The following is a 17,575-nucleotide window of genomic DNA, read 5'->3' as shown; positions in this document are numbered from 1 at the left end:
CCCTGTAAGGCGGGAACCTACGCTGTGCAACGAATTCAGAAAGCGCTTTCTAAATGCCCGAGCCGCGGTCCGCCCACCAGCACCGGGAGCGCAATGAGTAGTCGAAGAGCACGGCTCAGCCCAGGAGCACCGCTCAGCCGCAGGTCCCTCTCCCCCTTAACCGTCATCACGGCACTGCTGGCGCTCGTCGTCGCCCTCGGGATCGCCTCGCCGCCCCGCGCCGACGCCGCGCCCTATCGCGTACTGGTCTTCTCCAAAGTCACGAACTTCTACCACGACTCCATCCCCGCCGGGATCGATGCGATCAAGAAGCTCGGCAGCGAGAACGGCTTCGAGGTCGAAGTCACCGACGACGCCGCCGCCTTCAGCGACACGAACCTCGCGCGCTTCCAGGCGATCGTCTTCAACAACACCAACTCCACGCCGGAGAAGGGCGATCTGCTGGGCGCCGAGCAGCGCGCCGCGCTCCAGAAGTACATCCGGGGCGGCGGCGGCTGGGTAGGACTGCACGCCGCGTCCGCGAGCGAGCGCGACTGGGACTGGTACGAGGGACTGGTCGGCGCGATCTTCGACAAGCACCCGGCCGTGCAGACCGGGCGGATCAAGGTGCTCGACCATGCCCACCCCTCCACCAAGGGGCTTCCCGAGCTCTGGGAGCGTACGGAGGAGTGGTACAACTGGCGCACCAATCCGACCGGGAAGGTTCACACCCTCGCCCAGATCAAGGTGCGGGACGGCATCACCGGGCTCGACGAGGGTGTCGATCACCCCTGGTCCTGGTGCCAGAACTACGACGGCGGGCGCTCCTGGGTCACCGCGGGCGGCCACGCCAAGTCCGCGTTCGAGGAAGAGGGTTTCCTCAAGCACATCCTCGGCGGGATCCAGTGGGCCGCAGGCAACAAGCCCGGCGACTGCACCGCCACGAAGACCGGTGCCTTCCAGCGCACACCGCTGGTCACCAGCGATCTCGCCGATCCCTTCGAGCTCGCCGTCGCGCCCGACCGCCGGGTGTTCTTCATCCAGCGCACCGGCAAGGTCAAGGTGATCGACCAGCAGACGCTCAAGGTCACCACCGCGCTGGACTTCGCGTACACGCCCGACATGACCAGCCAGTCCGACGGTCTCCTCGGACTCGCGCTCGATCCGGACTTCGGGAAGAACAACTGGCTCTATCTGCTGAACTCCGACAAGACCGAGAAACGGCTCAACCTCTCGCGGTTCACGGTGACCGGCAACACGATCGACCCCGCCTCCGAGAAGCGGCTCCTCACCATTCCCACCTGGCGGGGCGAGGGACGGGCCAACTCCCATATGGCCGGCTCGATCGCCTTCGACAAGAAGGGCGAGCTGTACATCGCGACCGGCGACAACACCGACCCGTTCGCCTCCGAGGGCTTCGCTCCGATCGACGAGGGCGAGGGGCGCCGTGCCTGGGACGCGCAAGGCACCGCGGGCAACACCAATGACCTGCGCGGCAAGATCCTGCGCATCACGCCGAAGGACGACGGTACGTACACCGTCCCCGAGGGCAACCTCTTCGCCCCCGGCGCCGACAAGACGCGTGCCGAGATCTACGCGATGGGGATGCGCAACCCGTTCCGGATCACGACCGATCCGCTGAGCGGCGCGCTGCTGGTCGCGGACTACGGACCCGACGCGCGCGCCGCCAAGCCGGACCGCGGTCCTGAAGGCACCGTCGAGTTCACCCGTATCACCAAGGCGGGCAACTTCGGCTGGCCGTACTGCATCGGCGACAACACCCCGTTCAACGACTACGACTTCACGACCAAGACCCCGGGCCCGAAGTTCGACTGCGCGAAGCTGGTCAATAATTCGCCCAACAACACGGGCCTGGCCGAGCTGCCGCCGGCTCGGCCCGCCACGGTCTGGTACGCGTACTCGGCCTCCGCTCAGTTCCCCGAGCTCGGCACTGGCGGCGGCGGGCCGATGAGCGGACCGGTGTACGACTACGACGCGGCGAACACGTACCGCACCAAGTTCCCCGAGTACTTCGAGGGGAAGTGGCTGAACTACGAGCTGACCCGCAAGTGGTTCAAGTCCTTCTCAATCCAGCAGCAGGACCAGACCTTCACCGATCCGCGTTTCGCACCGGCGAAGGCGGGCGATCTTCAGTCGATCAACCCCGTCTTCGGCGACATGACGTGGAACCAGCCCTTCGAAGCCGACTTCGGACCCGACGGAGCGTTGTACGTCATCGACTTCGGCCTCGGCAGCGGCACGGGACGGGGCGGCAGCAACGAAGGGTCGGGCATCTACCGCATCGACTACGTCGGCGACGGCCGGCTGCCCGACGCCAAGGCCACAGCCTCTCCCGACACCGGCTCGGTGCCGCTGACCGTGAAGTTCTCCAGTGCGGGCTCCGGACTGCCGGGCGGCAAGCCGGTGACGTACGTGTGGGACTTCGACGGGAACGGCACGACCGACTCGACCGAGGCGAACCCGACCCACGTCTACCGGACCAAGGGACGCTTCACCGCGCGACTGACGGTCACCGGACCGGGAGATCTGACGGGACTCGCCGTCCAGGACATCACCGTCGGCAACACCCGGCCCGTGGTGACCATCCAACAGCCGCCGAACGGAGGGATGTCCAGCTTCGGCGACACCATCCCCTTCACGGTGAAGGTCAAGGACAAGGAGGACGGTCGCCGGATCGACTGCTCGCGGGTGGTCGTCCAGTCGCAGCTCGGCCATGACACCCATCTGCATCCGCTGGACAACTACACCGGCTGCACGGGAGAGATCGCGACCGACGCGGGCGAGAGCCACGGTCCCGGCCAGAATCTGTACTACGGGATCACCGCGCAGTACGAGGACAAGGGAGCACCGGGCGTGCCCGCGCTCACCGGCTCCAGCTCGCTGACGCTGCGTACGACGTTCCGTGAGGCCGAGCACATGACCACCACCGGCGGCGCGCACGCCGGGGCGGTGGTGGCGAGCCGCGTCGACGCCTCGGGCGGGAGGCGGCTGGCCGACATCGAGGACGGCGACTGGATCAGCTTCGACCCCGTGCACCTGAAGGGGATTGAGTCGGTGACGGTCGGGGCGGCCTCGGGCGGCCTCGGTGGGGACGTGGAGTTCCGTGCCGGATCGCCGACAGGTCCGCTGCTCGGCAAGGTGACCGTCCCGAACACCGGGGACTGGGGCAATGTCGTCTCGCCCACGACCGCCCTCAGGAACCCGGGCGGCACTGTGAAGCTGTACGCGGTCTTCACCAATCCGCAATGGTCGGCCGAGAAGCCGGATCTGCTCGCCCTCGACTGGCTGCACTTCAACGGGCGTGGCGTCGAGAAGCACCCGGCGACCAAGGTCTCGCTGACGGCGACGCCCGCGACCGGCGCCGCGCCGCTCGCGGTGCGGCTCGCGAGCAAGGTCGAGCCGCTGCCCGGCCGCACCATCGCCTCGTACCACTGGGACTTCGGCGACAACGCCAGGCCCACCGCTCCTGAGGGAGCGACGGCGACGCACAGCTACGCCCGCCCCGGTGCGTACACCGCGCATCTCACCGTCACCGACGACAAGGGCGACACGACAGTCAACTACGTCCGAATCACCGTGAGTTGAGAGGGAGCAGACATGAACGGCACACGACGTGCGTTCCTCGGTACGGCTCTGGGCGCCGCCGCGGCGACGGCCTTGAGCCGGCCGGCGTACGCCGCCGAGGGCGGCCGCCGCCGACGGCGAATTCCGCCCTCCGGCATCGGCATGCACCTCTACACGATGCGCACGCCCCTGGCGAAGGACTTCAAGGGGACCCTCGCGCGGCTGGCCGACATGGGGTACGCGACGGTCGGGGTCAGCGGCCGGCACGGCAACAGCGCGGGCGCGATCCGGGGCATGCTGGACGAGACCCGTCTCAAGGCGGTGCTCGAGCATGTCGGCTACACCGTCGTCACCGGCGACGGTCTGCCGCAGGCACTCGATGACATCCACACCCTCGGCGCGCGATGGCTCGTGGTGCCGAGCCTGCCCGGCTCGATGCACACTCCGGCCGGATTCCGGGAAGCGGCACAGCAGTTCAACAAGGCCGGGCTCGCCGCCCGCGAGTCCGGTCTCGGTCCGCTGCTCTTCCACAACCACGGCCTCGACCACGAGGTCGTCGACGGCGAGAATCTGTACGACATCCTCCTCAACGAAACCGATCCGGAGCTGGTGGCCTTCGAGCTGGATGTCTACTGGGCGGCGAAGGGCGGGGCGGATCCGCGTTCGCTGTTCGTGCGCCACCGGCGGCGCTTCCCGGTGCTGCACGTCAAGGACATGGCTCCGGACGGCGGCTTCGCCGATGTCGGCTCCGGAACCCTGGACTTCCCGTCGATGTTCGACACGGCGCGCAGCGGCGGTGTGAAGCAGTGGCTGGTCGAGCACGACTCGCCGGCCGACCCGTTCGCGACCGCGCAGAACAGCTACACGTACCTGGCGAATCTCAGGTACTGACGGCGTCCCGAACCGGGGCTCCGCCCGCGCCTCAATCTCCCCCAGACGTCGTCCGGGGGGACCCCCACGAAGCTTGTTTTCGGGGCTCCGCCCCGAACCCCGCTCCTCAAACGCCGGAGGGGCTGAATTTCAGCCCGTCCGGCGTTTGAGGACATGCGGCCGAAGGTCGCATTCGGGGTCCGGGGCTTGCCCCAGTTCGGGAAGGGGCGGGTAGGGGAACAGCCCCGCCGGGCATCGGCTAGTCCTGCGCGGACGCCGCGCCGAGCAGACCCCGGATATGCGTGGTGGCCTCGCGGAATTCGGGCCGCCCCATCGTCTCGGTGTAGTCGCGCTCGGCGGGCAGCCCGACCTCGATGATCTCGGTGATGGTGCCGGGCCGCGGGCTCATCACCACCACCCGGTCGGCGAGGTAGCACGCCTCCGAGATGGAGTGGGTGACCAGCAGCACTGTGGTGCCGGTCTCGCGCCAGATGCGGTTGAGCTCCATATTCATCTGCTCGCGGGTCAGCGCGTCGAGCGCGCCGAACGGCTCGTCCATCAGCAGCACCGGCGGCTCGTGCAGCAGCGCGCGGCACAGCGCCACCCGCTGCTGCATACCGCCGGACAGCTCGTGCGGATAGGCGTCCTCGAAGCCGTCGAGTCCGGTCATGGCGATCAGTTGGTCCGCGCGCCCGTGGGCCACGGCGCCCGGCATCCTCCGCATCTCGGCCTGCAGCAGGATGTTGCGCCGCGCCGACCGCCACTCCAGCAGGGCCGCGCGCTGGAATACGTATCCGATGTCGTGCCGTGGACCCAGCACCCGCTCGCCGTGCAGCCGGACGTCGCCTGTCGACGGCTTGAGCAGGCCGGCGACGAGTTTGAGCAGCGTGGACTTGCCGCAGCCCGAGGGTCCTACGATGGCGACGAACTCCCCCATCGCGACATCGAGGGAGACGTCGGTGAGCGCGGTGACGTCCCGGTTCTTCGTACGGAACCGTACGGCGACGTCCTCGATGCCGACCGCCGCGGTGGGTCCCTGGTGGCTGTCCTTGACCGTCACTGCCGGCTCCCGCACCGTCGTGTCTTCGCCCATCGTCATCCCTTCAGTGCGGCGGCGCTGTCCCAGTAGTCCGTCACGGCCTTGGGGCTCTTGACCAGACCCGCCTCGGCGAAGACGTCGATGGTCTGCTGCCAGTCGGCGTCGGTGTTGACACCGGGTGCCTTGCCCTCGGTCGCCTGGGTGTGCAGCAGCGTCAGGGTCGTCTTGAACTGCTCGGACAGGACTTCCTTGGGCGGGAGTTGCTCGCTGGCGCCCTGCATCGCGGCGACGGCGGGCTCGGGCGCCTTCTCGGCGGCGGCGAAGGACTCGCTGACCGCCTTCACCATGCGCGCCGCGACATCCTTATTGCCGGTCAGGAACTTCTGGCCGGTGATGAGGCCGTTGGAGTAGAAGTTGAGCCCGTTCTCCGAGAAGCGCAGATAACCGACCGGTTTCTTGGCCTTGTTCTGCATGGTCGGGCCCTGGTCGCTGGCGTAGCCGAGCAGTCCGTCCGTCTTGCCGGAGATCACCGCGGCGATCTTTCCAGCGGGGTCGGTGTTCTGCACCGTGACGTCGGACTCCGCGAGATTGTTCTTCTTCAGGAAGATCGGGAACGTCTTGGAGAGCGCGTCGCCCGCGGTGCCCGCGATGGTCTTGCCCTTGAGGTCGGCGGGCGTCTTGATGCCCTTCGACTCGAAGAACTGCACGGAGGAGGGCGTCGTCTGCAGGAAGACGCCGAGGCTCTTCACCCTGACGCCGGAGTCGACACCGGAGAGCAGCGCGGGGGTGTCGGCCCAGCCGAAGTCGGTCTGTCCGGCACCGGTCGCCTGGACCGTCTTCTGGGAGCCCTGCCCGGCCTGGATGTTGAGGTCGATGCCGTGCTTCTCGAATATCTTCTGCCGCTTGCCGTAGTAGAACGGCGCGTGTTCGCCGTACGGGTACCAGTTGAGCGTCAGGGTGACCTTGTCGAGTTCCTTGCCGGAGTCGCTGGTGGTCTTGTCCGAGCCGTCCTCACCACAGGCCGTGGCGACCAGGAGCAGCGGAACGAGGCCGATCAGAAGTCTGCGCGCAGTCATTGCTGGTCCTTCTCGTCAGCGTGGATCGTGCCGGTCAGTAGGTGGGCCGGTCGGTAGGGCGGTCAGTAGGGCCGGTCAGTAGCTGGTGGTGACGCCTGCCTCGCGGCGGCTGGCGTGCCACGGGAGCAGAAGCTTCTCGGTGATCTCGACGAGGACGAAGAGGATCACGCCGATCAGTGACATCACGAGCAGTCCCGCGAAGAGCATGGGGGTGTCGAGGTTCCCGTTGGCCTGGAGGATCACATAGCCGAGCCCCTCGTTCGCCCCGACGAACTCGCCGACGACGGCGCCGGTCACTGCCAGCGTGACGGCGACCTTGAGGCCGGAGAAGAGGTGCGGCAGCGAGGCGGGGAAGCGGATCTTGACGAAGGTCTGCCGGGGGCTCGCGCCCATGGTCGACGACAGCTGGAGCATCTCCGGGTCGACGGCCTTGAGTCCGGTCACCATCGAAATGACGACGGGGAAGAAGGCGATGAGGACAGCGATGAGGATCTTCGGCGCGATGCCGAAGCCGAGCCAGACGACAAACAGCGGCGCTATGGCGATCTTTGGGACGACCTGAGCGAAGAGCAGGATCGGGTAGAGCGTTTTCTCGGCGGTCGACGAGTAGACCATGATCACCGCGGCGAGCACGCCGACTGCGACGGCGATCAGGAAACCGAGGAGCGTCTCGTAGGTGGTCACCCAGGTGTGCTGCCAGATGTAGTCGGTCTTCCCGGTCAGCACATCCAGAGTCGCGCCGGGTGAGGGAACGAGGTAGGGCTCGACCAGTTCGGCCGCGGCAATCACCCACCACACGCCGAAGCAGACCAGCAGCAGCGCAACGGGCCGCCAGCTCTGCTCGATCGCACGGACGGCACGCTCCCCCGCGCCTGGCCTGTTCCGCGTAGCAACTCCCGCCACTTTTCCGGGTGCCGCCTTGATGGCGCTCTGGCTCACTGTCGACTCCTCTGGGAAAACGCTTTCAGAAAGCGCTTTCTGATAAGGTGTCGCCACGCTAATGACTGCCTGTACGCACGGTCAATAGGTCGTCCCGAAGTTTCGGGGGGTGCAGTGAGTGAACGGCAAGCAACACCTGTCCATGTGACGCTGGACGTCGTCGCCCGCAGAGCGGGCGTCTCCCTGGCCACCGCGTCCCGGGCCCTCAACGGCACCACCCGGGTCCGGGAGGATCTGCGCCGGCGCGTGCGCGCGGCGGCCGATCTGCTCGGCTATATCCCCAACGCCCATGCCCAGGCGCTCGCCAGCGCCTCCAACAACACCGTGGGCCTCATCTGCCACGATGTCGGCGATCCCTACTTCGCCGCCATCGCGGACGGTGTGATGCGGGCGGCCGCCGAGCAGGATCTGCTCGTCATGCTCGCCAGCACCTTCCGGGAACCGGCCCGGGAGATCGCGTACGTCTCCACCCTGCGCGCCCAGCGGGCCCGGGCCATCCTGCTGATCGGCTCGGGGTTCCAGGACCGGGTCTGGGAGCGGGCGCTGGCGGCCGAGCTGGAACCGTATGTCCGCGCGGGCGGCCGGGTCGCGGTCGTCAGCCGGCACCGCAGCCTGCGAGTGGATGCCGTACTGCCGGAGAACCGGGCCGGAGCCGCCGCACTCGCCGGTGCCCTACTGGCCCTGGGACACCGGGAGTTCGCGGTGCTCAGCGGGCCGCCCGAGCTCACCACCGTCACCGACCGGCTCGCCGGGTTCCGGGAAGGCCTGGCACAGGCCGGGATCACGCTCGGGCCCGACAGGGTGGTGCGCGGAGCCTTCACCCGCGAGGGCGGTCATACGGCCGCCCGTGAACTCCTCGCCCGCTCCACCCGGCCAACGTGCGTCTTCGCGGTCACCGATGTGATGGCGGTGGGCGCGCTGGCCGCCTTCCGGGAAGCGGGCGTCCGGGTGCCGCAGGACATCTCGCTCGCGGGCTTCGACGACATCCCCCTCGTACGGGAGCTGACTCCCCCGCTCACCACGGTGGCGCTGCCGCTGACCGCCATGGGGCAGGAGGTGATCGCCCTCGCGCTGCGCGAGCCGCGCGGCCCGCGTTCGCGGGTGCTGCGCGTCGGCGGCGAGGTCGTCCTGCGCGCCAGCACCGCCCCACCGTCCACCCCGCTTGCTGGAAGGACCAGTTGATGAACATCGAGCGCGTCGAGACCTTCGCGGTCGCCCTGCCCACCCGCCGCTCCTTCGGCGTTTCCGGTGGCGCGGTCGCCGTCGCCGGACAGCCGTCGCTGCGGGTGCTGGTGAAGGTGAGCGCGGACGGGGTGCACGGCTGGGGCGAGGCGACGCCCATCCCTGCCTGGACGTACGAGACCGCCGAGTCCATCGTCACCACGATCGACCGCTATCTCGCCCCGGCCATCGTCGGCAGGCCCGCCTGGAACCTGGACGCCGTCGACAGCACCTTCGACCGGGCCATCAACCGCGGCTTCACCATCGGCGCGCCGCTGGCCAAGAGCGCGGTGGATGTGGCGTTGCACGATCTGCTGGGGCGGGCCGCCGGGGTGCCGCTCGGCGTGCTGTGGGGTCAGCGCAGATCGGAGTCGATCGAGCTGGGGTGGATCGTGTCCGGGCAGTCCCCCGTCGAGGCCGGCGACAGCGTGGCGGAGGGCTCGGACGCCGGATACCGGGCGTTCAAGGTCAAGATCGGGCTGCACGACGAGGACACCGACGCGGCCGTCGTGGCGGCGGTGCGCGAACACGCGCCGGGTGCGCCGGTCTGGGTGGACGCCAACCAGGCGTACACCGTGGACGCCGCGCTGCGCATGGCGCGGCGGCTGGACGGGATCGGGATCACCGCCTTCGAGCAGCCGCTGCCCGCCAATGACATCGCGGGGCTGCGGCGGCTGCGCGAGCACTCCCCCGTGCCGGTGGCGCTCGACGAGAGTCTGCGGCACCCCACCGATCTCGCGACCTTCGTCCGTCTTGAGGCGGTCGACGTGGCGATAGCCAAGGTGCAGCGCAGCGGCGGGCTCACGCTGTCACGGCGGCTGTGTGCGCTCGCCGAGGACTGCCGGGTGCGGCTGATGGGGTCCGGGCTGACCGACTCCGATCTGGGGCTTGCCGCATCGCTGCATCTCTTCGCGGCATACGGGATCGACACCCCGGTCGACCTGAATGGCCGTCAGTTCATTGAATCTCCGTACGCGAGGCAGACGGTGCGGGTGGAGCAGGGAGTGGCTCAGGTGCCCGACTCCCCAGGGCTGGGGGTCGAGGTGGACGAGGCGGTGGTGCGTGAGCTGGCCGTCGACGTGCTGGAGCATCGCGCCTGACAGCGCCCGGCGCGCGAGTACACCTAGTCGCGCGCCCCTGGCACCCCTTGTGCGCTTCGCGCGCCGGGCAGCACTCCCGTACGCCGGTACGGTCGGCCTCCAAATCCGTCGCCCCTGCCCGCAAGCGTTCTTTTCCGTCTGAGTCTGTGCCGGATCGGTTCTTCCGGTGTTCCGGGATGTCACCGTTGTGTACGTCTGAGGCTTCCTCTTGTCCCTCAGTGCCATATGCCCACGAAACCTTTGCCGATGGCATGTGGCAGAAACAAGCACAGGGGGAATGCCGTACGGCAGGACCGGACGGGCGTGTACCACACGGGACACACCCTCAATCAAACGTCAACGGTCTGCTTTTTGGACAAAGTTGGCGTCGATCTTGTGCCACTTGGAAGCGATCAACACCATAATGTGGTCGGCCTGTTCGGGACGGGACCACTGCCGATGCACCACCTGCTCGAACAACAGCCCGAGCAGGCGTTTCGCAGAGGAGGGCTCGCGATGGACGGATACTTCGCCAGTCGACTGCATCATCAATTACGTGACCATGTCCGCGACTTCGCGGAGAGGGAGGTACGTCCGAGGATTCCTGCGATGGAGGCCGCCCGCTCGGTCCACCGCGATCTGTCCCGGCTGATAGCCCGGCAGGGCTGGCTCGGCGCCACCATCAGCAAGGAGCACGGCGGGATGGGTGTCGGCCACCTCGCCAAAACCATCATCATCGAGGAACTGTCCCGGGTCAGCGGGGCCATGGGCGCGATGATCCAGGCCTCCCAGCTGGGCGTTGCCAAGATTGTCCATTTCGGCAGCGACCAGCAGAAGAAGACCTGGCTGCCATCCATCGCCGCCGGCGAATGCCTGCCGACAATCGCGGTCACGGAACCCGAGTCGGGCGGCCATGTGCTGGGCATGAGAGCCACCGCGGTGCGGGACGGCGACGACTACATCCTGAATGGCCGAAAGGTATTCGTCGGCAACAGCCATGTCGGCGATCTGCACGGCGTGGTGGTCAGGACCGCTCCAGGATCGAAAGGGCTGACGGCCTTCCTGGTCGAGTCGGACCGCCCGGGGTTCGGCGTCGGCGAGCAGCGGCCGACGATGGGACTGCACGGCTTCAGCTTCGGTGAGCTGCACTTCCACAACTGCCGTGTCCCGGCTCCGAACCGGCTCGGCGAGGAGGGCGACGGACTGTCCGTGGCGTACTCCTCCAGCGTGCTGTACGGCCGCGCCAACCTCACCGCCGTGTCGCTCGGCATCCACCAGGCAATCCTGGAGGAGACCACCCGCTTCTGCGCGGAACGGCACCGGTATGGCAAGCCGCTCCATGAACTTCCGTCCATCAAGCTGAAGTTGGGAAAACTGCAGTCGCGGCTGATGACCGCCCGGCTCGCCGCGTACCACGCCGTGCACCTGCTCGACCAGGGCCTGCCGTGCGATGCGGAGCTGATGAACGCCAAGCTGGTCAATGTCGAGTCGGCGATCGACTCCGCGCGCAACGCCATGGAGATCCATGCCGCAGCCGGGCTCTTCACCGACCGCCCCATCGAACGGTATCTGCGGGACGCGCTCCATATGTTCGCCCCCGCCGGGACCTCCGACATTCAGCTGCTGCGCCTGGCGGAGGTCGCGCTGGGCACGGCGAAGGGGCAGTGGTCGCAGCGGCTGGCCGACGAGATCAGGCTGGAGCCCGCTCTTTGACCCGTGGCTCCGCCCCGGACCCCGACTGAAGACACTCCCCCCACGCCCTGCGGGCGTGGGGGGAGTGGGCGCCTCAGATGCGGCTGTCCTCGCGCCGGTGGATCTGCTCGATCAGCTCCGCGGCCAGCGACTTGATGGTCTCCAGACCTGCCCGCCCCCACGGCCGCGGCTCGGTGTCGACGACACAGATCGTGCCCAGTGCGATCCCCGTACGGTCGATCAACGGCGCCCCTAGATAGGAACGGATGCCGATCTCGTCGACGACCGGGTTCCCCGCGAACCTCGGATAGTCACAGACGTCCTCCAGCACGAGCGCCTTGCGCCGTACGACCACATGCGGGCAGTAGCCGTGGTCGCGCGCCATGAAACGGCTGACGTCACCGCCGCCCGCCGCGGCCGCCGCGCCCAGATCGTTGCCGCTGTGTGTACCGGCCGGGGTGTGCAGCCCGGCGAAGAACTGCCGGTTCTCATCGATGAAGTTGACCATCGAGTACGGCGCGCCGGTCACCTCCGCGAGCCTGTGCGCGAATTCGTCGAACGCGGGATCGGGCCGGTCCCCGAAGCCGAGCTGACGCAGCCGCCGCACACGGACGGGCGCTTCGCGGTCGACGGGGGTCAGCAGCAGATGACCGGTCGGGTCATACGTCATATTGGTGCTCCGTAGCTCGGTGCCGGAGCCGGCACCGCGGTGGTGGTGAGCAGATGCTGGACGAGGGTGACCAGCGTCCCTGTCGCCGAGCTGGCGATCCGCGCGTCGCACAGCACGACCGGCACCTCCGGCTTGAGGTCGATCGCGGCCCGCACTTCCTCCGGTTCGTAGCGGTACGCGCCGTCGAACTCATTGACGGCGACGACGAATCCGATGCCGCGCCGCTCGAAGAAGTCAACGGCGGAGAAGGAGTCCTCGAGCCGGCGGGTGTCGGCGAGGACGACCGCGCCGAGCGCGCCTTCGGAGAGTTCGTCCCACATGAACCAGAAGCGCTCCTGGCCGGGGGTGCCGAAGAGATAGAGCACATGGCTCTTGTCCAGTGTGATCCGGCCGAAGTCCATGGCGACCGTCGTGGTGGTCTTGGACTCGATGCCGTCCAGGCTGTCGGTGGCCACGCTGACCTGCGTCAGCAGCTCCTCCGTGCTCAGCGGTGCGATCTCGCTGACCGCTCCCACGAAGGTCGTCTTGCCCACCCCGAATCCCCCCGCTATGAGGATCTTCAGCGCGGTGGGGAAGAGCCCGTCGAGTTCAGAGCCGTCGTCGTAGGCCATCGAGCACCGCCTCCAGCAAAGAACGGTCTGTGGGTGTGTTGCCGCAGCGGGGCGCCCGCGCGGTGACCGCGCCGCAGTCCACGAGATCGGAGAGCAGCACCTTGGTGACGACCGCCGGCAGCCTGAGGTGCGCCGAGATCTCGGCGACCGAGGTAGGCCCGTCGCACAGGCCGAGCGCCAGGGCGTGCTCGGGGCCCAAGTGCTTCTGTGGCACGGTCCCGGTGGCCATCACCAGCGAGAGCAGGTCCAGCGCGGTTGTCGGACGGGTGCGGCCGCCGCTCACCGTGTACGGGCGGATGAGCCGGCCGGCCGCGTCGTCGAGCAACGGCCCGTCCTTGGGGGACGGCACTCTCATTGTCCCGCGGCGCTCGGCGTCACCGCCGACTGTCTGGCCGGCGTGGTCAGGTAGGGCCGTACGCTCTTGACCAGCATCGCCATCTCGTAGCCGAGGACCGCGGCGTCCGCCTCGCGCCCGGCGAGTACGGCGAGGCAGGTGCCGGAGCCGGCGGTGGAGACGAACAGCAGCGTGGAGTCGAGCTCCACGACCACCTGGCGTACCTCTCCGCCGTCGCCGAAGCGCGCTCCGGCGCTGCGGCCCAGGGAGTAGAGGCCGGAGGCGAGTGCCGCCATGTGGTCGGCGCTGTCGGGGTCCAGGCCGTGCACGGATTTCACCAGCCCGTCGGAGGAGAGCAGTACCGCATTACGGGTGTACGGCACGCGCTGGACCAGGCCGCTGAGCAGCCAGTCGAGGTCCGAGACATGACCGTTCGGCACATCGCTCGCCATGGTGCATCTACTCCTTGGAGGTGTTGTCGTGGCGCTGCGGTCCGGGCTGTGGGCCGGGGTCCGCGGGGGAATGGGACTCGGCCAGTCCGATGCCCCGCTGGAAGGCCGCCATCAAGCCCGGGTCGTGGAGGGCGTGGTCGTCGTCCTTGCGGAGCGACGGGGCGTCCCTGAGCTGGGGGACGAGGTGTTCCTGACTGCGGCGTCGGGGCAGTTGGGGGCGGCCCATGGTGCCGCGGACCACCCCGCCTGCGGGCGGCTCAGGGGTGGTGTGGGCGGACTCGGCGGGCGAACTCCCCTGCGGCGCCGAGTGGTCGGCGCCCGGGAGGGCGGCAGCCGGGTTGGGCCTGTCGGCGTGCTCTCCACGTACAGGAAGGGGGCCCGCGCCAAGTGTGGCGTGCACCGTCTCGCGCTGCGGCTGTGACTGTGGTTGTAGCTGCGTCTGCGGCTGCGATTGCTGCCGGTGCTGCGGCTGGAGCTGATCCAGGTACGGCGGGGAGTGCGGCTGCTGCGGGATCGAGGGGAACTGCGCCGCGGCCGCCCGGGGGACGGCCGTCCGGCCGCTTGGGTCGTGCCCGGCTTCGGACACGGCGTCGGCCGCCTGAGCAAGTCGTTCCGGCTCGGAGCCGAGCAGCCCCTGCGGCAGTACGAGGATGGCCTGGACGCCGCCGTAGATATTGGACTGGAGCCGGACCGCGATGCCGTGTCTGCGGGCCAGCGCCGAGACGACGAAGAGGCCGATCCGCCCGTCCTGCAGCAGATGGGCGACATTCACCTGGTCGGGGTCGGCGAGCAGGGCGTTCATCTTGTTCTGCTCGCCGACCGGCATGCCGAGGCCACGGTCCTCGACCTCGACGGCGAGTCCGGCCGTGACGTGCGAGGCGCGCAGCAGCACCTGGGTGTGCGGGGCGGAGAACAGCGTGGCGTTCTCGACCAGTTCGGCCAGCAGGTGGATCACGTCGGCGACGGCGTGGCCGCGCAGTGTGCCGTCGATCGGCGGCACCAGCTTGACCCTGGGGTACTGCTCCACCTCGGCGATCGCGGAGCGGAGCACCTCCGTCATGGTGACCGGGTTGGACCACTGCCGCCGGGAGATCGCGCCGCCGAGGACGGCGAGGTTCTCCGCGTGCCTGCGGATGCGGGTGGCGAGGTGATCGACATGGAAGAGGCCCTTGAGCAGCTCGGGGTCCTCGACCTCGTTCTCCAGCTCGTCGAGTAGCTGGATCTCCCGGTGGACCAGCGACTGGAGCCGCCGGGCCAGATTGACGAAGACTTCGACCTTCTGTTCGTTGCCGACGCTGCTGGAGAGCCGGGACGCCTGCACCACCGCCGCCACCGCGGCTTCGTGCGAACGGCTCAACTCCTGGGTCAGCAGGTCGAATTCGTCCCCGCCGGGCGGGGCGGGCGAAGGCGTACCGCGGGCAGGCGGCGCCTCCCCCCGTCTGAGCTGCTCGACGACGGTGCGCAGGTCCGCCTGCCCGCGCGCGCTGGAGCTGCGCAGGTCGGCGCACCGGTCGAGTACGGACTTGGCCATGCGGTCCGCACCCATCGCCGCCGCCGCCACGGCGGCCATGGCGACCACGGCGGAGGCGGTGAGCACCGCCCACAGACTGGCGGATGGCTGAGGGGTGGCGATGCGGATCGTGAATATCACCGCGGCTGCGCCGCTGAGCGCGGCGACGACCGCCGGCAGGGCTGCGGTCCGCAGGAGTTGAGGGCGTATACGGGCTTCCGGCGACGACGGCACGGGATGCGACCTTCCCGCTGACGACAGGGAGCGGGCGCCTGGCCGGCCGTGGCGCCCGCCCTCACGGCGGTCCGGCCGCGCGGCGGGTGCGCGTAGTTGAGACATCAGCGTCCTTGGTACGTGGGGCCCCAGGAATCGGCGTACTGGTCTGCTTCGGCTCAGCGGACGGCTCCGCTTACGCGATATCGAACGAAATATCGGTACGCAATATGAGCCGCCCGTTGATCACCGGCCACACACGGTAGTCGCCAAACGGGCACGTGCGACGGGCAGTTGACAAACTTGCCCGACATTCGTCCCGCTCTGGTATGAGGCCCCGCACTGTTGCCCGAAAACGCTCGGCCGGCCCCCGTCGCCGCTTCGGCGGCGGGGGCCGGACCGGCAGGGGCCGGACGCTCGCGGATCAGGCGGTCGGCGCCACCTCGGGGCTGCCCGTGCCGCCGGAGGTGGCCCAGCCTTCGACGGGCACGGTCGCCACCGCACGCCACCACAGCTCGGACGGAACGCCCTCGGCGGTCGGCTCGAACGGCTCGCCCGGTCGCGGCAGCGCTATGGGCGCGCCCGCGGCGGCCGCGGCCGCGACCGTACCCTCGCCGGGCTCGGCCCACGGGTGCGGCGCGAGGTTGAACGTCCCCCAGTGGATCGGCAGCATCACGCCGGACGGCTGCCCGCCCTGGAGGTCGAGGTGGGCGCGCATGCCCTCGGCGGGCGTCATATGGATGTCCGGCCAGTACTCGCTGTACGCGCCGATCTGGATCATGGTGGCGTCGAAGGGGCCGTGCTCGGCGCCGATGTCCTTGAAGCCGGGGAAGTATCCGGTGTCGCCGCTGTGGTAGATCCGGTGCTCCGGGCCGGTGACGGCCCATGACGCCCAGAGTGTGTGCTGCTGGTTGCGCAGCCCGCGGCCGCAGAAGTGGCGGGCCGGGGTGGCGGTCAGCCGGATACCGGCGACTTCCGTCGACTCGTTCCAGTCCAGCTCACGCAGCCGGTCGGCGGGCACTCCCCAGCGCTCGAGGTGCGCGCCGACGCCCAGCGGCACCGCGAAGACCGTGTCCGTGGAGGCCAGGGCGCGGATGCTGGGCAGATCGAGGTGGTCGTAGTGGTCATGGGAGATGACGACGACATCGACCGGGCCCAGATCCGCAAGCGGCACGGGAACAGGGTGCAGCCGCTTGGGGCCGGCAAAGGAGAAGGGTGAGCAGCGCTCGCCCCAGACCGGGTCGAAGAGAACTCGCCGACCGTCGATCTCGGCGAGGACGCTGGAGTGACCGATCCAGGTGAGCCGCAGCCCGGAGGCCGGCGGTTTCGCCAGGTCGGCGAGGGTCGTGGGGTGCACAGGCACCACACCGACGGGGGACCGGCGCGCCCGCGTCTCCTTGCGGAAGTAGATCTTGGCAAACTCGATCATGGAGCCGCCGGACGGCCTGGTCCTGGCTCCCACCGGGTTCTGGAAGGACCCGTCGGAGAAGTTCGGCGAGCGGCGGATCCGCTCCCACCGCTCTCCGGCCGGGTCGGCACCGAACGCGGCGGGTCGCAGCGAGCGCAGCCGGGAGCTGAGAGGGGGGTGGGGGGAGTCAGCGCCGGTCACGGCACCTCCAGGTTTCGGGGTCTTTTTATTATGTGCGGGGGGTACGACAGTGCGAACGCGCGGGGACCGCACACCGTGCTCGTGCTGGTCGGCGTCACCCTGGGTGTGCCGGCGGTGACGGTCACCGGCACCGGTGAAGGGCTCAGCGGCGCGGCTGGCCATAGGCCCGTTCGACGTGCAGCCGCAGCACCAGGCGCTTGTCGCGGACCATCGCGTGCCGGTAGTCGTCCCAGTCCGGGTGCTCGCCCTGCACGTCGCGGTAGAGGGTGATCAGCTCTTCGACGGTGGCGTCGTGCGGGTCGGCAGCGACCGGGGAGAGCTCGGCCGTGCCCTCGACGACGGTCCAGGCCCAGCGGTCGGGGCTGGTGACGTGGTAGCCGGCGCGCGGGTCGCGGCGCAGGTTCCTGGCCTTGGCCCGGTCGTCGGTGATGGACACCCGGATGATCCGCTCGTGCGGGTAGTAGGCGTGGTTCACATTGGACAGCTGTGGCCTGCCATCCCGCTTGATGGTGGCCAGCACGCCTCCGTCGTACTCCGCGATCAGCTCGAGGAGGGCGGCCTCCGCGTCCCGCTGCGCGTCCTGCTGTGCGTCGATGTCCGTCATGACCACAGGAACGCCTGCCTCCGTGCGGGTGTTCCTGAAATTCCTTACGCCTGCGATGTCACATCCGGGCCGAGCCGTCCGTCATAGGCGTG

General features: G+C 69.0%; 16 protein-coding genes. 5 read left to right on the top strand and 11 right to left on the bottom strand.

The genetic code is table 11. The annotated features are described in order from the left end of the window. The first annotated feature begins 93 nt into the window (after window positions 1-93). Entirely contained in the window at window positions 94-3,585 is a 3,492-nt protein-coding gene (locus ACZ3H8_RS04545; protein ID WP_467397259.1) for a ThuA domain-containing protein, read from the top strand. 12 nt (window positions 3,586-3,597) lie between these two features. Next, on the top strand, window positions 3,598-4,455 hold the full coding sequence (locus ACZ3H8_RS04540) for a sugar phosphate isomerase/epimerase family protein (RefSeq protein WP_467397257.1): 858 nt from the start codon (window positions 3,598-3,600) through the stop codon (window positions 4,453-4,455). A 238-nt stretch (window positions 4,456-4,693) separates the two neighbouring features. Here ACZ3H8_RS04540 and ACZ3H8_RS04535 read toward each other — a convergent pair whose 3' ends face one another. The 3 genes from ACZ3H8_RS04535 to ACZ3H8_RS04525 form a co-directional block, all read right to left on the bottom strand. After that, a complete protein-coding gene (locus ACZ3H8_RS04535; protein WP_467397254.1) occupies window positions 4,694-5,533 on the bottom strand; it encodes an ABC transporter ATP-binding protein in 840 nt (279 codons plus the stop codon). Next, window positions 5,530-6,549, bottom strand: a complete 1,020-nt coding sequence (locus ACZ3H8_RS04530) for an ABC transporter substrate-binding protein (RefSeq protein WP_467397252.1) — start codon at window positions 6,547-6,549, stop codon at window positions 5,530-5,532. The genes ACZ3H8_RS04535 and ACZ3H8_RS04530 overlap by 4 nt, the downstream gene beginning before the upstream one ends. A 75-nt stretch (window positions 6,550-6,624) precedes the next feature. After that, window positions 6,625-7,488 carry an ABC transporter permease gene (locus ACZ3H8_RS04525; RefSeq protein WP_467397249.1) on the bottom strand — a complete coding sequence of 288 codons (864 nt, stop codon included), beginning with the start codon at window positions 7,486-7,488 and terminating at the stop codon, window positions 6,625-6,627. Window positions 7,489-7,632: 144 nt separating this feature from the next. On the opposite strand from ACZ3H8_RS04525, the gene ACZ3H8_RS04520 reads away from it, so the two are divergent. Both ACZ3H8_RS04520 and ACZ3H8_RS04515 read left to right on the top strand, forming a co-directional pair. Continuing rightward, window positions 7,633-8,670, top strand: coding sequence for a LacI family DNA-binding transcriptional regulator (locus ACZ3H8_RS04520; protein WP_467397960.1), 1,038 nt, complete (start codon window positions 7,633-7,635; stop codon window positions 8,668-8,670). After that, a complete protein-coding gene (locus ACZ3H8_RS04515; RefSeq protein WP_467397247.1) occupies window positions 8,670-9,809 on the top strand; it encodes a mandelate racemase/muconate lactonizing enzyme family protein in 1,140 nt (379 codons plus the stop codon). The genes ACZ3H8_RS04520 and ACZ3H8_RS04515 overlap by 1 nt, the downstream gene beginning before the upstream one ends. Window positions 9,810-10,145: 336 nt before the next feature. Here the strand turns inward: ACZ3H8_RS04515 and ACZ3H8_RS04510 are convergent, their stop codons facing one another. Further along, window positions 10,146-10,337, bottom strand: a complete 192-nt coding sequence (locus ACZ3H8_RS04510) for a hypothetical protein (RefSeq protein WP_467397985.1) — start codon at window positions 10,335-10,337, stop codon at window positions 10,146-10,148. On the opposite strand from ACZ3H8_RS04510, the gene ACZ3H8_RS04505 reads away from it, so the two are divergent. Next, window positions 10,305-11,501: an acyl-CoA dehydrogenase family protein gene (locus tag ACZ3H8_RS04505; protein ID WP_398982521.1), complete on the top strand. Its 1,197-nt coding sequence runs from the start codon at window positions 10,305-10,307 to the stop codon at window positions 11,499-11,501. The two genes, ACZ3H8_RS04510 and ACZ3H8_RS04505, sit on opposite strands and share 33 nt — an antisense overlap. A gap of 73 nt (window positions 11,502-11,574) precedes the next feature. Here the strand turns inward: ACZ3H8_RS04505 and ACZ3H8_RS04500 are convergent, their stop codons facing one another. The 7 genes from ACZ3H8_RS04500 to ACZ3H8_RS04470 all read right to left on the bottom strand — a co-directional run bounded on the left by ACZ3H8_RS04500 (window position 11,575) and on the right by ACZ3H8_RS04470 (window position 17,483). Further along, window positions 11,575-12,150, bottom strand: coding sequence for a GAF domain-containing protein (locus ACZ3H8_RS04500; RefSeq protein ID WP_467397244.1), 576 nt, complete (start codon window positions 12,148-12,150; stop codon window positions 11,575-11,577). Then, window positions 12,147-12,761, bottom strand: a complete 615-nt coding sequence (locus ACZ3H8_RS04495; protein ID WP_467397241.1) for a GTP-binding protein — start codon at window positions 12,759-12,761, stop codon at window positions 12,147-12,149. Before ACZ3H8_RS04495 ends, ACZ3H8_RS04500 begins: the two co-directional genes overlap by 4 nt. Next, on the bottom strand, window positions 12,739-13,110 hold the full coding sequence (locus ACZ3H8_RS04490) for a DUF742 domain-containing protein (RefSeq protein ID WP_307659921.1): 372 nt from the start codon (window positions 13,108-13,110) through the stop codon (window positions 12,739-12,741). Before ACZ3H8_RS04490 ends, ACZ3H8_RS04495 begins: the two co-directional genes overlap by 23 nt. A 2-nt stretch (window positions 13,111-13,112) precedes the next feature. Then, complete coding sequence (locus ACZ3H8_RS04485) at window positions 13,113-13,547, bottom strand: roadblock/LC7 domain-containing protein (protein ID WP_398982514.1); 435 nt, start codon at window positions 13,545-13,547, stop codon at window positions 13,113-13,115. Between the two features lie 7 nt (window positions 13,548-13,554). Further along, window positions 13,555-15,291: a sensor histidine kinase gene (locus tag ACZ3H8_RS04480; RefSeq protein WP_467397237.1), complete on the bottom strand. Its 1,737-nt coding sequence runs from the start codon at window positions 15,289-15,291 to the stop codon at window positions 13,555-13,557. Window positions 15,292-15,694: 403 nt separating this feature from the next. Continuing rightward, window positions 15,695-16,879 carry an MBL fold metallo-hydrolase gene (locus tag ACZ3H8_RS04475; protein WP_467397234.1) on the bottom strand — a complete coding sequence of 395 codons (1,185 nt, stop codon included), beginning with the start codon at window positions 16,877-16,879 and terminating at the stop codon, window positions 15,695-15,697. A 142-nt stretch (window positions 16,880-17,021) separates the two neighbouring features. Then, on the bottom strand, window positions 17,022-17,483 hold the full coding sequence (locus ACZ3H8_RS04470) for a PPOX class F420-dependent oxidoreductase (protein WP_467397232.1): 462 nt from the start codon (window positions 17,481-17,483) through the stop codon (window positions 17,022-17,024). Between the last annotated feature and the right edge of the window lie 92 nt (window positions 17,484-17,575).

It is taken from the genome of Streptomyces sp. NPDC002868 (genome assembly GCF_055563295.1).
This window is presented reverse-complemented; position numbering and strand designations above follow the sequence as displayed.